Origin of the sequence: Natrinema sp. LN54 (assembly GCF_052439245.1) — an archaeon.
Lineage (GTDB): Archaea > Halobacteriota > Halobacteria > Halobacteriales > Natrialbaceae > Natrinema > Natrinema versiforme_A.
Genome location: NZ_JBQVRP010000005.1, coordinates 230901 through 245880 on the forward strand (window position 1 = coordinate 230901; position 14980 = coordinate 245880).

The window sequence follows — 14980 nt, forward strand, 5'->3', positions numbered from 1 at the left end:
ATGGCTCAGAAACCGGCAAAAGACGTTGATCTCGCTGATGGTGATCATCGCGAACTCAATGAAGGTCTCCTCGAGGAGAAGATGACCGGCTCTGTTGAAATTCTTAGATAATGATAGGTGATCAACGAGAGGGTTGAACCGCAAGAGGTTGAGTTGTCGGCCACAGCCTTCTCAAAGTGATATCTTCTGCTCCGTTCATAACAGTAGTTGGTGAACCCTCGAAACTCGCTTTCAATACAAGGGTAGAACTCATCAGTATTCCAATGAGTAAATTCCGGAATCTGCTGAGACAATGAGGGACTTGTCCACTACAAAATCGTGTAGCCAATTTTCGGCAGTCCACGTCTGGGTCACTTCGCCGGCTGAATTCATCCTGAGATGCCGGGCATACTCGCGGAACACGCGTTCGTCAAGGTTCTCAAAGGTGGATTCACGGTCGACATCATCAGGAACGATCCCGGTCCAGTTGTCGTCACTGCGGTTGCCGGTGGCCCACTCGGCGAACCGCTCGAGTTCGCGCCCTGCGTTGCGTCGGTAGTTCCCGCCGTCACCGCCGGCCTTTCCCTTGTCCTGGAGGTACCGCTCGAAGCCGTCGTCAAGCGGTGTCGAGAATGTCTGATCAGGCATCAGCGGCCCTCCACGGTCCTTGAGCTCACTCGACTGGTCTTCTTCTCCGATAAGTTCGTAGGCCAGATCAAGCAAGGTGCCGAATCATCTTGAGTCCGCCCACTAGGACAAGAACCGTAGCTAATACAGCCGCAAAATCCCCTATTCCACCGCCGAGAAGCCGGATTGGAATTGCAATTGCGGCTAAAGTCCCCACAATCTTCATCGAAGCCACCGCGATATTTTCGGCCTCTTTTGTCGGAGAACTCATTCGTTTTCAAACACTCCCGTATTGTCCTCGCCCAGCTCGCTCGCTTCGATGTGCGAGTACATTTCAGAGGTCGTTTTCGGATCGGCGTGCCGAAGCGTCCGTTGCGCCCTCTGCGCGCCGTGTTCCTTATACAGTGTCTCGCCAACGCCACGACGCGCACCGTGTAGGGTCAGATACTCGCCGTCCTCGAGATCCAGTCCCGGTACCTCGGCTTCTTTCGAGAGCCGTTTCAATAGCGTGCGAGTACCGGAGGTACTCATCGACGGCGGTTCGATATCGTGCTCGAGGGCATAGTCCCACGGGTCGCCGTCGGGTTTCTCGTATCCAGCGTCGTCGATCGCCTTGTACAACGACGGCGGGTGTCGGGATGGAAAGACCGGCCACGACTCACTCGGCGGGTCGACGAGCGTTCGCAGCCGCCGGAGTGGTTCGATTGTCTGGCCCGTGAGTCCGACCTCTTCGTTCGGGTCTTGGCTCTTTCCGAAGACCTGGATCATGCTGTTCTCGAGGTAGACGTCGTTCCACCGGAGGCCGTTCCGGTCGTCGTGTCTCGAGTCAGCCAGCACTTCGGACCCACGAACGCCCGTATACGCGAGCACGTAGATCAACGCTCGGTTGCGGACCTCCTCGAAGGCCTCGGACCCATCGGCGTCGATCGCCGCTCGAGCACGTTCGTCGACGTACTCGGTGAGCGCCCGGCGCTGTTCAGGCTGCCAGAACTGTTGCTCGCTACTGCTGGTATCGCCTTTCGGGAGTGGTTTCTTCGCGTCGCGTTTTTCAGCCGAATTCTCGGCGAGTTCGCCAACTTCGACGCCCCAGTTTAACAGCGCTGAGACGTAGTTGTAGTACGTCCGCGCAGTCGACGCGCTGATAGCGTCGGCCTTTTGCCGCCGTTTGAGATGGCTGGCGTAGTTGCGCATCGTTCGCTTCGAGACATCGTCGAGCGTCTGGATATGGTCGCCGGTCCAGTCGATCCAGTTCTCGAGGACATACTTGAGGTTCGCTGCGTAGTTACCCTCGCGTTCGGCGATGAACTCGTCTTTCGCGTCTTCGAGAGTGGTTTTCCCGCCAGAACCCCCGGAGTTGTGCTGAGACATCGACTCGGCTTACCCAAGGGCGCGGCCCCTAGTAAATCCACCGTACATTATTGGTCTAATGTGCTGTGTGGTAGTGGTGTTGCCTCGATTGTAGTTGTAGGCTGTGAGCATACAGATATCGGGATAATGGGGATGTGTGGGCGGGCATTAAACTTCATAGTGCTATATTAAACTGTATCCCTGTGGAAGTTGAGACTACAGTGGGTATAGCGGGTCTACATGGTTTCGGCCGAACCGACGAGCGGAAACCGCTGTCGGTCATCGTCGCGAACTCGGTCGGGGCCGAGGGGACGAACTCGCCTGAACTCGAGGGCCGGATCACGACGGGGTAATGCGCCGGCCGTTGCGGTCACTCGTCCGATCGAATCGGGGTCCGTGACCGTCGAACGCCGCGAGTGGCGAGAACCGCAGGACGGCGGACGCCGCTCGACCTACCAGGACGTGATCGTCACGTCGCGGAGCGGCCGGTCGAGCGGCACCGACACGTCGCCGCCGGTGTAGTGTGAGACGTAGAGGCCGACGATTATCTCCAGCGACCGGGCGGCTTCCCGGCCGGGTGAGCGGTTCCTCGCCTCGCCGTCGAGGAGCTCGACGACGTGGTCGGCCGCGTTGCCGAACGCCGATTCGTAGTCGTCTTCCCACGTCCACGCGCCCTCGATCCCGGGCAGCGGCTCCTCGACATGCTCGCCGTCATCGAGCGTCCAGTAGCGCCACTCGCCGTCGTCGTTGTTCATGTACAGCTTCCCCTCGCTCCCGACGAACAAGAGCGTCATCGACGAGTCGTCCCGCGGGATCGTGCAGTCTATCGTGGCGAACGTCCCGTCGTCCATGAGGGCATAGCCGCCGCCGGCGGCGTCGTCGACATCCTGGTCGGCGTCGAGCGAGTCGACAGCCTCGTTCTCCCCGGAGATGTAGCCGGATACCCGCTCCGCGCGGGCGTCGAGCAGGTAGACGAGCGTGTCGAGCAGGTGGGTCGAGTTGCGCAGCAGTTCCATCCGGAACTGGCTTGACACCGAGTGGACCTCGCCCAGCAGGTCCTCCTCCTGCATCAGGTCGTGGAGCCGGCGGAGCTTATCAGTAAAGCGGAACGAATGGTTCACGAGCAGTTCCACGTCGGCGTCGTCACAGACGTCGATCATCTCCTCGGCGTCGGTCACCGAGGAGGCGATCGGCTTCTCGCACCAGACCACGTCCGGGTCGGCCGCAGACTGCGCGGCGTCGACGACGTGGTCACGGTGCAGGAACGACGGTGTACACACAGACACAACGTCCAGATCCTCCGCCTCCAGCATCGCCTCGTGGCCGACGTACCGGCGCTCGGGCGAGATCTCCCAGGCCTCACCGAACGTGTCGAGCTTCTCCTCGTCGACATCGGCGACTGCGACGAGCTCGACGCCCGCCGCCTCGTCGTACCCGCCGGCGTGGCTGGCGCGGATCTTCTCCTTTCCAATGGCTTCCTCGTCGTGCATCCCGAGGATGCCCATTCCGGCGATCCCGCCGGTGCCGATTATGCCCGCGCGATACGTCATCGTCGGACGAACTCGTTTTCGAGGGTGCCGACGCCCTCGACCTCCACCTCGACGACATCGCCGTCGGAGAGCGGGCCAACGCCGGCCGGCGTCCCGGTCGATATCACGTCGCCCGTCTCTAGGGTCATGTACGCCGTGATCTCGGCGATCAGCTCCTCGACGCCGAAGATGAACTGGTCACGTCCGGAGTTCTGCTCGACTTCGCCGTTGACTCGGAGTTCGATGCCGGCGTCGTCGGGCACCTCGTCGGGCGTCGCCACGACCGGGCCGACCGGGGCGGCGTTGTCGAACGCCTTCCCGCGGACCCAGTTCTGCTCGATGCGCTGGTCGTCGCGGTTCGACACGTCGTTGAGGCAGGTGAACCCCTCAACGACATCCATCGCCTCGCTCTCGGGGACGTTTCGGCACTGCTCGCCGACCACGATCCCCAGTTCAGCCTCCCACTCGACGGTCTCCTTGCCCGCCGGGAGCGGGATCGTGTCGCCGTGTCCGGACACCGTGTTCGGCGGCTTTAGGAACAGCAGCGGCCGGTCGGGCAGCTCCATGCTCTCCTCCTCGGCGTGGTCGGCGTAGTTGAGGCCGACGCAGACGATCTTGCTCGGCTCTGTCGGGGGCAACACGTCGACCTCGGCGGGATCGTACGTCCGTCCGCCGAACTCGATCCCGTCGTCGGTCCAAGTGCCGTTGCGAACGCTCCCTGCGGGGTCTTCGAATCGGACTCGTCGCATACGACTAAGTCACTCCCAACCAACAAAAACATTCTGATAGGCCAGTGGTCGACCGCTCCCGTGGGGCCGTCGGCTCGGTCTCCGGGGCATCCAACTTGATTGGACACCATCGCTTCCGGAGATAGCGTGGATTCACGCTACCGTCCGCAGTGTATATCTCTATCTTTTATGCGAAATACGCCGTCGATAGGGAGATTTACAACCATATATCTGTAATATTATTCCACCCTCTCTCAGTGACCCCTCCGCACCCTTCGTCCACCATGGGTGGACAATCGGGTCAACCGTGTAGCCCCGGGCCACGAGCCGCCTGCAATCCGTCAGTCCACCCGGTACTGCTCCGCGCCTTCGAAGGCCATCCCGTGGCCCGGCCGGTCCGGCGGCGTTATCTCACCGCCCTCGACTGGGATGGGGTCGGCGAGTAGTTCGTCCAACACGGTCGAATGATGTTCGATGTACGGCACGTTGCCGAAGGCACACGCGAGGTGGGCGTGGAGCGGTTCGATGTAGTGTGGCGAGATGGGGACGCCGGTCGCCGCCGCTTGCTCGGCCACGTTCACCCACGGCGTAATCCCACCGACGCGGCAGACATCGGGCTGTACGTAGTCGACCGCGTCCCGCCGGAGCACCTGCTGGAACTGCGTCTCGTTGTAGAAGTTCTCCCCGGTGGCGATCGGCATGTCGACGCGGCTGCGCAGGTCGGCGTACGACGCGTAGTCGCCCTTGGGAAGCGGCTCCTCCAGCCAGGTGATCGCCACGTCGTCGAGCCGGCGGGCGAGCGCCCGCGCCTCCGGCACCGAGTAGGAGCAGTTCGCGTCCAGCATCAGATCCAGACCGGCCGGGAGGGCCTCGCGGACGGCCCGGACACGCTCGACATCGCGGTCGAGCGACGAGCCGACCTTCATCTTCATCCCGGCGAACCCGGCGTCGGCGATACCCTCGGCGTTTTCGACCAGCGCGTCGGCGTCGTACTGGAGCCAGCCGCCGTCCGTCTCGTACATCGTCACCGGCTCCCGCGCGCCGCCGAGCAGTTCGCACAGCGGCAGCCCCGCGGCCTTCCCGAGGAGGTCCCAGAGCGCGATGTCTGCGGCCGCGACGGCGAACTCGCTTATCCCCTCGCGTCCGATGAACGTGGTCTCGCCCCGGAGGTTTGTCCGCACGGTCCGCGGGGAGACCGGCTGACCCTCCAGGCGCGGGGCGAGTACGTCATCGAGGAACCGCTTCGTCGCCGCGCCGCCGCGTCCAATGGTGTAGGTGAACCCGAGGCCGGCGTGGCCGGCGTCCGACTCCGCGGTCAACGCAACGATCTCCAGCGTGTCGAACGACTGGGTCGCATCTTCCAGTGCCTGCTCGTTCGGCACACGGTAGAGGCTAGTGTCTACGCTCCGCACGGTGGCCGTTGCTGAGTCACGCATATGCGGTGAGTCGGGCCCCCCGGTACAAACAGTTTGCCCACGCGGTCGGCGGTCGCCCCGTCCCCGAGCGTCATGGCGCAGTTCCGGAACGCCGAGCGGCGGTCAGCGGCCGGCGGGGTCGAGTAGTTCGACCGGGTGACGCGTCCCCGGTGACAGGAGCGCGTCGAGCTGTTCCATGCAGGAGGTGCCGCTGGAGACGACTGTCCGGTCGTCGACCTCCGGCTCGAACTGCTCGGCGAGCGTCTCGCCGACGTCCATGCTCAGGTCATAGTACTCGCTCTTGTAACCGAAGCTGCCGGCCATGCCGCAACACTCCACGTCCGAGGTCAGCACGTCGTAGCCGACCCGATCGAGCACCGTCTCGGTGTACGTCTCCAGACCGAGCGTGCGCTGCTGACAGTGGCTGTGGTACGCGACGCCGTCCCCGTCGCCGGCTGGCAACGCGTCGGCGTCCGCTCCATTCTCCAGCAGCCCGTACACGTACTCGAGTACCTCGTAGCTCCCCTCGTCGAGTTGCGCCTGTGTTTCGGCGGGAAGCAGCTTCTCGTACTCCCGGCGGAACATCGCCAGGTCGCTCGGCTCGACGACGACCACGTCGTACCCCTCCTCGACATAGGGGAGCAGCGCCGACGCGGCGTCCTCCGCCTTCGCCTCGGCCGTCGCGATCATCCCTTGGGACAGCGGCGCGCGCCCGGAGCCGCCGACATCGGGGACGACCACCTCGCAGCCGAGCGCCTCCAGCACGCGGACGGCGGCCTTGCCACGCTCGGTCTGGACGTAGTTCGTGTACACGTCCGGGTACAGCGCGACGCGACGGTCGGGATCCGCGACGCGGCTCTTGCGCTCCCCGGCCCAGTCGCGCAGCGTCGTTCGCTCGAACGCCGGCAGGTCGCGCCGGGCGTCGATGCCCAGCACCGACTCCATCGCCTTCCGGGCGATCCCGGTCGAAGCGACGGCGTTGGAGAGGGGGGCGGTCGCGCTCCCGAGCTTGGCGAAGGTCTCGAAGTTCCCGAAGAACCGCTTGCGCAGCGGCGTGCCGCTCTCCTCCTCGTCGGGCACGAGGCCGTCGACGAGCAGGTCGTCGAACCCCGGGTCCTTCCCGCGGTTGATGCGGTCGCGGACGACCGTGTTGATCCACGGGATGTCAATCTTCACCGGACAGGCGTTCACGCAGCGCGAGCAGCCGGTACAGAGGTCGTTGAACTCCTCGGCGACGTCGTTTCCCTCGATCCCGGCCTCCCAGCCGGTGGCGATGCCGCCCGTGTACGTCTCGCCGCCGAACGCGTGCCCGCCAACCGACTGGAAGTTCGCACACGAGTTCGCACATGCGCCACACCGGATGCAGTACAGCGTCTCCCGGAGGTCGTCGTCCTGCCGCATCGCCCGCCGGCCGTTGTCGATGAGGACGAGGTGGAAGTCTCGCTCCTCGTCACCGGCCCCGAAGCCCGGTTCGTCCGCCCGGTTGAAGTCGATCGTCGGCGTATCGACCGGCGGGGTCAAAAGCGACAGGTACTGCGGGATCTCCTGGCCGGTGGCCGACCGCGAGATGAGCTCCGCGAACGGCTCCAGTTCGGCGACCGACGGGATGATCTTCTCGACCCCCGCGACGGCGACGTGCGTGTCGGGGATCGACGCGCACTTGCGGGCGTTCCCTTCGTTGGTCACCAGAGCGATCGACCCGCTCTCCGCCATGACGAAGTTCGCGCCCGTGATCCCGACCTCCGCGTTGTCGATCCGGTCGCCGAGGAACTCGCGGGCGAACGCGGTCAGCTTCTGGGCGGAGTCAAGCGACTCGTCGGGGTCGAACTCCTGCTCGAACAGTTCCGTTATTTCCTCGCGGGACTTGTGCAGCGAGGGGCCGACGATGTGCGACGGGGCTTCCTCGGCGACCTGGATGACGAACTCCCCGAGGTCGGTCTCCCAAACCTCCAGTCCGCCCTCCTCCAGGGCCTCGTTGAGGTCTATCTCCTCGGTCGTCATCGACTTCGACTTCACGACCGTCTCGGCGGCCTCCGCCTCGGCCACCTCGGCGATGTAGCGGTTCGCGTCGGCCGCGTCGTCGGCCACGTACACCGTCCCACCGTTCTCCTCGACGGCGTTGCGCGTCCGGTGGATGAGCTCCGGGAGGCGTTCTATCGCGTCCTCCTTTATCTCCCGCGCTCTGGTGCGGTTCCGTTCGTGGACGTCCTCCCCGACGGCCTTCACGGCGTCGTACCGGTCGGCGTTGAACAGCCGCGTGTTCGCCTTTATTTCGTCGCCCTCCGATGCTAGCAGCGTGCGGATGCGGTCGGCATCCGTTTGTTGTGAGTCACTCATTGTCCCTGACGATGACGATGTGAACCTCCTCGGGGCCGTGGACGCCCTGCACGAGTGCGCCCATGTCCCCGGTCGAACTCGGCCCCGTTGCGAGGACGAACGACCGGCGACCGGCCGCGAACTCGGCCCGCAGCCAGTCGAAAGCCTCCGAGAGGTCCGTCCTGATGTCGCTCGCCCTGATCACGACCACGTGCCGTGACGGGTACAGGCCGACGAACTCGTCGCCGTCGGCCCGCGACTCGACGGCGACCGTGCCGAGCGACGCGATCCCCATGCGCGACCCCGTCACGCCGGTCGCCGCCGCTCGGAGCTGTGACGGGGACGGGTCAAGCGTCACCGGGGCGTCCGCGAGCGAGAGGTCGTCGAACGGGAGTTCGGCCCCGACGGCGGGCGCTTCGACCACGTCCGCGAGCGTCGCCCCGAGCTCGTCGGGCGGGACGACCGTCGTCGGGGTGTCCAGGTCTGACAGTGATTGCCGGAACTCCGTCACCGACCCCGTGACCGCCCCTCCTTCAGACATCGTTCCCTCGTTCGGCGCTCGCGGTTCGGTCCATTAGGGGACGACGGCTCGTCCTCGCCGGTCGCGGTGACACCGACATGCTGGTGGAGAGAATGGTTACTCGGCCCCCGTAACCGTGACGACCGGCCGCTCTGTGTTCAGGAGGATCGACTGTGTCACGCTGCCGAACAGCGCCTTCCCGGTGGGAGACCGCGACCGCCCGCCGAGGACGAGGTAGCGGGCGTCGACCTCGTCGGCGTACCCGACGACGGATTTGTTGGGGTTCCCTACCCTGCTGACGACCTCGTGGTCCCCGATGACCTCGTCAAGCCCTGCCGTCGCCTCGGCCGCCACGGTCGCCTCGATGGACCTCGAGTCCGTCTCCCGCGTACTGGACTCCCGCTCGACACGTCTCGTGTACTCGGTCTCCTCGATGACGTGGACGAGGTGGAGTTCGTCGCCGAACGCCCTGGCCAACTCGTCCGCCTGCATCGCGACGTCTCTGGACCCGTCGGAGCCGCTGATGGCTGCCACGATAACCATATTCATTGGGGATAGCCGTTCGAACATAAATGTTCTCCCTCCGAGGCTCGATCCGCCGCTCAGTCGACTGAGATCACGCCTTTGACAACGTCCGGCTCCGCGGCCCGCTCGAACGCGTCACCGATCCGACCGAGCGGGGCCTCGAAGTCGATGATCCCCGCTGCGTCGACGACGCCGCAGTCGAGCATGGATATCGCGGTCGGGTACGTGTTCGCGAAGCGGTAGCTCCCGCGGACATCCAGCTGCCTGCGGACCAGCTCGAACGTGTCGACCGGCACCTCGGCCTCGGGGGCGAGGCCGACGAGCACTGCGGTGCCGCCGGCCCGCGGCACGTCGAGTGTCGCTTCGATGGCGGGCGGTGCGCCGGTCGCCTCTATCGCGGCGTCGACGCCTCCCCCGAACGCCTCCCGGACCGCCGCGGTCACGTCCGTCTCGCGGCTGTCGACCGCGAGATCGGCCCCGCGGTCCACGGCCCGGTCGAGCTTCGACTCGACGACGTCGACGACCGCGACGTCTCCCGCGCCGGCCGCCCGCGCGGCGTCGGCCGCGAGGAGCCCTATCGGCCCCGCGCCCATGACCAGCACCGAGTCGCCCACGCCTATCTCCGCCCGGCGGACGGCGTGGACACCGACGCTCAGCGGCTCACAGAGTGCGCCCTCCCGGGTCGGTACCGAGTCGGGGAGGGCGTACACGTACTCGGCCGGCCAGGCGACGTACTCCCGGAACGCGCCGTTCGTCCCGGGCGTCGCCATGAACGCCACGTCCGGACAGAGGTTGTACGCGCCGTGGCGGCAGTGCTCACACTCCCTGCAGGGGACGCCGGGCTCGACGGTGACTGCGTCGCCGACGGCGAGGCCGTCGACGGCCGCTCCCGTCTCGACGACGGTGCCCGCGCTCTCGTGTCCGAGCACCAGCGGCTCGTCGACGACGCGGTCGCCCATACGGCCGTGCTCGTACCAGTGGACATCCGAGCCACAGATTCCCACGTCGCTCACCTCGACGAGCACCTCGGACTCGCCGGGCGACGGTCGCTCCCGTTCGCGCAGTTCGAACAGCTTCGCCCCGACGAGCTCCGCCGCTCTCATCCCGTCCACCTCAGACGCGCCCGTGTCCCGTCGCCGCTTCGCCCCGGCCGACCGTGGCTGGCGGAGAAGCGGTCCCCTGACTGCCGTTGCTGTCCCGAACGCTTCGGTACCTGACTCATCGTCATACACTCGACGGGTCCGGCTATTAGGCTTTTGGACCCGGCGACCTCACAGCGACGGGCCGACCCGGTTTATCGCGAACGCCGTCAGCCCGTGGGCCTCGCTCGCCGTCCGGCCGCCAGCCGCGACCCGCGAAAGCTCCGACAGCAGTTCGTCGGAGTCGGCAGTGCGGGCGTCGACGTCGATGTCGTCGCCAAGCGCTGCCGCCGTCGTCCCGTCGCCGGTCACCTTCAGGACCGGGACGACCGGGTGGCCCGTCGTGATTCCGTCGGCCGTGACGTGGACGACGACGGACGCGCCCGCCGCCGCGAGCGCGGTCGCGGCCTCCTCGAACCGCGAGGGTGAATCCACCAGCGCCAGCCCCCCGTCGATGGTCGCCCGACCGCCGTAGGGGACGAACTCGGCTACCTCGGCGTTTCCCCACGTTCCGACCACCTCGTCGAACTCGGCTACCTCGGCGCGGCGGGCGACCCGCTTTGCGTTGCTGGGCCGCCCTGCGTCGCGGTCACCGGCCGACCGCGTCGCTTCGGCGACCGCCGGACTCGCCGCGCGGTCGGCGGCCGCGTCGCGGTGGGGCACGAGCCGCTCGGTTCCGGCGACGACGACGCGCGCGCCAGCGTCGACCAGCGCGTCGACGGTCTTGCCGACGAGCGGGTCCGCCACTTCGCTGCTTGACGGGGACAGGTCCGAACTCACGACGCCGACTGTCAGGTCCGCGAGCGCCGCGTCCGTCCGGTCCGCCGCGGCCGCGGCGTCGGCCAGGTTTCCGGTCGCCTCGACGCCCGCGTCGAGCGCCGCCTCGGTTCCGCCGGCGTCCTGAATGGCCGTCTCGCGGACCGGTACGCCGTGCTCGCCGATCCGCTCGGCAAACGGCCCGCTCTGGAGGTGTTCACAGCCCAGCCCGACGACGGTCGCGCCGGCAACGTTCGGGTTGCGAGCGAGGTTCAGAAGCGTCCGCTCGGTCTGCTCGTGGTCGGCCCCGATCTGGCCGCAGCCGTGGTCGTGCGGGACGCAGACGGCGCGGTCGCTCGCGTCCGCGACCCGCTCGGCGACGACGTGCGAACAGATCACCGACGGCACGACGAGAACCCGGTTCCGCACGCCGACGCCGCCGTCGTCGCGCCGGTAGGCGTCGAACCGCTCGCCGAGGGCCGCGGGTTCCTCGCGCCCTTCGGGGGACGACATCAGGCCACCTCCCCGTCCTCCGCGGCGCGGTCGCCCCGCCCGCGCGTGCTCTCGCAGTTGTGCGTGTGCACCCACTCACCGGGAGCGATCGGCTCGACCGCCTCGCCAACCGTCTCGCCGTACTTCACGACGGCGTCGCCCCGCTCCAGGGGCACCAGCGCGACCTTGTGGCCGAACGGGACGGCCTCCGCGAGCTCGACCATCTCGCCGTTGTACGGTAGCTCCGCGCCTGCTTCCAGGTCATCGATGGCCGTGACGACGTTGTCCGCGTCCGCCATGTGCAGGCCGACCTCGCCGAGGACGGTCCCCTTCATGCGTCCCCCCGGAGCTCCGCCAGTTCGGTCGGCTGCAGTTCGTTGATCGCGAACTCCTCCAGCCGGCGCTGCTCGGCAGCGGTCCGCTCGCCGCTGGCCACGCGCAACAGCGTCTTATACACCCGGTCGCCAACCGACTCGATCGGCTCGCCGTCGATGACGGTGCTCGCGTCTACGTCCATGTTTGACGCGAGGCGGTCCGCAGTCTTCGGGTTCCCCGTCACCTTGATCACCGGCGCAAGCGGGTTCCCCGTCGTCGACCCGCGACCCGTCGTGAAGGCGATGACCTGCGCCCCGCCGGCGACCTTGCCGACGACGCTCTCGATGTCGTACCCTGGCGTATCCATCAGTACCAGTCCGCCGCCGACCGGGAGGCGCTCGGCGTAGTCGACGATCCCCCGGATTGGCGTCGTCCCACCCTTCGAAATAGCACCCAGGCTCTTCTCCTCGATCGTCGTCAGCCCGCCCTCCTGGTTCCCGGGGCTCGGCTGTGCGCCGCGGAGGTCGACGCCCATCAGCTGTGCCGTCGACTCCCGGCGCTCGACCCGGTCGAGGAGCCGCTCGCGGACATCCGCGTCGGAACAGCGCTCTGCGAGGATGTGTTCCGCGCCGATGAACTCGGGCGTCTCGGAGAACGTTGCCGTGCCGCCGTCGGCGACCAGCCGATCGCAGGCTGCGCCGACGGCCGGGTTGGCAGCGATCCCGCTCGTCGCGTCGGAACCGCCACACTCCACGCCGAACACGAGTTCGCTCGCGTCGCGTTCCTCCCGATGCGCGTCGGCGATCCCTGACCAGCACTTCCGCGTCAGTTCGACGCCTGCATCGAGCGCCGCCTCGGTCCCGCCTGCCTCGCGGATCGAAAGCGTCTCTACGTGGCGGCCGGCCGCCGCGATCCCGTCCGCAACCACTTCGGCGTCGACCGTCTCCGGACCCAGACCGACGACGACCGCCGCGCCGACGTTGGGGTTTCGCCCCACGCCGGTCAGCGTTCGCTCTATCTGCTCGCGCGCGCCGTCCGGAGGGTCGATCCCCATCTGGTGGGGCGTCGCCCGGATGTGCTCACCGGCGCGGTCCGCGATCGCCTCGGCGACCGCCGACGCGGCGACCGACGTGGGTATCACTGCGACGTAATTTCGGACCCCGGCGGGGCCGCTGTCCCGTGGGTATCCCTCAAACGTTGCCATAGACAAGTCTCTACGACGTGGATAAAAAAGCGTTTCCGTCGGTGCAACGCCCCGATCATAGGGATCCAGGAGGCACGACTGGCGGCTCGAGGACGCGGCCACTCAGATACGCAGTCGGACGACCCACCCCGATACGACGAATGGTGCGAAAGCGACCCGACCGGGACCCGACGCCGCCGTCAGGTGCCTAGCAGCTCGGTCGCCGGATACGTGACGATCTCCGGGACGAGGATAGTGAGAAGCAATACCAGGAGAATCGGTATGTAGTAGGGTAACACGCCCTTCATCGCCTCCTCCAGGCTCGCGTCGGTCACCTTCTCCAACACGAAGAGGATGACGCCGAACGGCGGGGTCAGCAGGCCCAGCATTAGCGTCAGGATCATCACGATGCCGAAGTGGAGCGGGTCAATCCCCGCGACGTCGAGGATCGGCATGAAGATCGGCACGAGGATTGTGATCGCGGCGATCGTCTCCATGAACGTCCCAACTACCAGCAGGAGCGCGACCAGCAGGAAGATCACGACTGTCGGGTCGTTCGAGAAGTTCGTGATCGACTCCGCCATCAGGATCGGCAGCTGAAGCTGGAGCGCGACCAGCCCGTACAGCGACGCGATGCCGACGATGAATGTCAGCGAGAACGTCTCGACCATCCCGTATTGGAGTTCCTCGAACAGCCCCCGCAGTGAGAGTTCGTTGTAGACGAACATCCCAAGGAGGACGGTGTAGACGACGGCGATTGCGCCCGCCTCGGTGGCAGTGAACGTCCCGGTGAGGATCCCCCCGATGATGAGGACCGGGGCGAACAGCGGGAACACTGCTTCCTTCAAGCACTGCCACGCCTCAGAGAGATCGAAGGAGTCCTCCGTCTCGTAACCCCGTAGATAGACGAACAGGAAGACGAGCAACATCAGGAACACGCCGATGAGGATCCCCGGGAGGATCCCGCCGAGGAACAGCTGGCCAATCGACTCCTCGGCCAGCACGGCGTAGATGATGATCGGGACGCTCGGGGGAATGATTGGCCCGATGATTGCCGAGGAGCCGGTAACGCCCAGCGAGATGTCCTTTTCGTATCCCTGGTCGCGCATCGCGGTGTACTCGACGCGACCGAGTCCCGCGGCGTCCGCGACGGCGAGGCCGGACATCCCCGAGAAGATCATGCTGGCGACGATGTTGACGTGTGCGATGCCGCCCCGGAACTGACCGACGAAGGCGTTCGCCAGGGCGAAGATCCGCTGTGTCATCCCGATGCGGTTCATCAGCCGCCCTAACAGGAGATAAAACGGGATAGCGAGCAGCGTGAAGCTGTTGAGCCCGTACAGCAACTGCTGGGCTATCAGCCCGTAGTTGAGGCCGCGCCCGTACGGCGAAACCATTATCACGACGCACGTCGCTCCCATGGCGATCCCGACCGGGACGCCGAGCGCGTACAGCACCAGCAGCAACCCGAGGAACAGGGCGCCGATAATAAGCAGTTCACTCATCGGCTATCCCCTCCTCGAACTGGCCGCTGTCGGTTCCCTCGGTCCGCATCGCGAGGAGTTCGCGGGCCAGGCCCACGAAATCGATCACTGCGTAGATCAGCATCACTCCGATCCCGATACCGATACCGAGGTAGAGGTGGCCGGACGTGACGAAGCCGATCCCGCCGATCGACGTCGTCCAATCCTCCACGGTCGTGATGACCGTTCCCTCCAGTGCGATCCAGAGAAAGCCGATAATGATCAGTTTCCCGACCACCTGAACCAGGTAGCCGAGCCATGGCTTCCAGTTCGTGAGCCGGTCGAGCAGGAACCGGATCGCGATGTGTTCGTTGTTCCGGACGGCGACGGCGGCACCCAGATAGGTCGCGACGATGAGCACGAACCGCGCCGCCGGTTCGGTCCAGTGAAGGAAGCCGAACGTGGGGAGATTCAACAGCCGAATGAAGACCTGCAGTGTGGTCAAAATGATTGTGAGCGTAAACAGCGCCGTCGCGCTGTACAGGACAATCTTATCGAAAAGCCGGTCGCGCTTCAGGTCGAGCGATTGGTCGATTTCCATTGTAAATGAAACGGTGGGTGTCTCGGGTGGTTATCTGTACGATTG

Annotated in this window: 14 protein-coding genes and 1 pseudogene; all 15 read right to left on the reverse strand. The window is 65.9% G+C overall.

The window, feature by feature from the left end; all coding sequences use genetic code 11:
- Positions 1-375: 375 nt before the first annotated feature.
- Positions 376-627 (reverse strand): annotated as a pseudogene (locus ACT4ML_RS16370) (site-specific integrase); the annotation flags it as partial.
- A gap of 67 nt (positions 628-694) precedes the next feature.
- Positions 695-877, reverse strand: a complete 183-nt coding sequence (locus ACT4ML_RS16375; protein WP_444721822.1) for a hypothetical protein — start codon at positions 875-877, stop codon at positions 695-697.
- Positions 874-1974, reverse strand: coding sequence for a tyrosine-type recombinase/integrase (locus ACT4ML_RS16380; protein WP_444721823.1), 1101 nt, complete (start codon positions 1972-1974; stop codon positions 874-876). The genes ACT4ML_RS16375 and ACT4ML_RS16380 overlap by 4 nt, the downstream gene beginning before the upstream one ends.
- A 431-nt stretch (positions 1975-2405) precedes the next feature.
- Positions 2406-3503 (reverse strand): Gfo/Idh/MocA family protein, encoded by a 1098-nt coding sequence (locus tag ACT4ML_RS16385; protein ID WP_444721824.1) that lies wholly within the window; start codon positions 3501-3503, stop codon positions 2406-2408.
- Complete coding sequence (locus tag ACT4ML_RS16390) at positions 3500-4231, reverse strand: fumarylacetoacetate hydrolase family protein (RefSeq protein ID WP_444721825.1); 732 nt, start codon at positions 4229-4231, stop codon at positions 3500-3502. The genes ACT4ML_RS16385 and ACT4ML_RS16390 overlap by 4 nt, the downstream gene beginning before the upstream one ends.
- A 320-nt stretch (positions 4232-4551) precedes the next feature.
- Positions 4552-5646 (reverse strand): mandelate racemase/muconate lactonizing enzyme family protein, encoded by a 1095-nt coding sequence (locus ACT4ML_RS16395; RefSeq protein ID WP_444721826.1) that lies wholly within the window; start codon positions 5644-5646, stop codon positions 4552-4554.
- 102 nt (positions 5647-5748) lie between these two features.
- Positions 5749-7962, reverse strand: a complete 2214-nt coding sequence (locus ACT4ML_RS16400) for an LUD domain-containing protein (RefSeq protein WP_444721827.1) — start codon at positions 7960-7962, stop codon at positions 5749-5751.
- The gene (locus ACT4ML_RS16405) at positions 7955-8482 is read right to left on the reverse strand and encodes an LUD domain-containing protein (protein WP_444721828.1); all 528 of its coding nucleotides are present in this window, start codon (positions 8480-8482) and stop codon (positions 7955-7957) included. The genes ACT4ML_RS16400 and ACT4ML_RS16405 overlap by 8 nt, the downstream gene beginning before the upstream one ends.
- 96 nt (positions 8483-8578) lie before the next feature.
- Entirely contained in the window at positions 8579-9004 is a 426-nt protein-coding gene (locus tag ACT4ML_RS16410; protein WP_444721829.1) for a universal stress protein, read from the reverse strand.
- A gap of 59 nt (positions 9005-9063) precedes the next feature.
- Positions 9064-10089, reverse strand: a complete 1026-nt coding sequence (locus ACT4ML_RS16415) for an NAD(P)-dependent alcohol dehydrogenase (RefSeq protein WP_444721830.1) — start codon at positions 10087-10089, stop codon at positions 9064-9066.
- A 168-nt stretch (positions 10090-10257) separates the two neighbouring features.
- Positions 10258-11394 carry a UxaA family hydrolase gene (locus tag ACT4ML_RS16420; protein ID WP_444721831.1) on the reverse strand — a complete coding sequence of 379 codons (1137 nt, stop codon included), beginning with the start codon at positions 11392-11394 and terminating at the stop codon, positions 10258-10260.
- Positions 11394-11708, reverse strand: a complete 315-nt coding sequence (locus ACT4ML_RS16425; protein ID WP_444721832.1) for a UxaA family hydrolase — start codon at positions 11706-11708, stop codon at positions 11394-11396. Before ACT4ML_RS16425 ends, ACT4ML_RS16420 begins: the two co-directional genes overlap by 1 nt.
- Positions 11705-12892: a UxaA family hydrolase gene (locus tag ACT4ML_RS16430; protein WP_444721833.1), complete on the reverse strand. Its 1188-nt coding sequence runs from the start codon at positions 12890-12892 to the stop codon at positions 11705-11707. The genes ACT4ML_RS16425 and ACT4ML_RS16430 overlap by 4 nt, the downstream gene beginning before the upstream one ends.
- A 179-nt stretch (positions 12893-13071) precedes the next feature.
- Complete coding sequence (locus tag ACT4ML_RS16435) at positions 13072-14376, reverse strand: TRAP transporter large permease (protein WP_444721834.1); 1305 nt, start codon at positions 14374-14376, stop codon at positions 13072-13074.
- Positions 14369-14935: a TRAP transporter small permease gene (locus ACT4ML_RS16440; RefSeq protein WP_444721835.1), complete on the reverse strand. Its 567-nt coding sequence runs from the start codon at positions 14933-14935 to the stop codon at positions 14369-14371. The genes ACT4ML_RS16435 and ACT4ML_RS16440 overlap by 8 nt, the downstream gene beginning before the upstream one ends.
- Between the last annotated feature and the right edge of the window lie 45 nt (positions 14936-14980).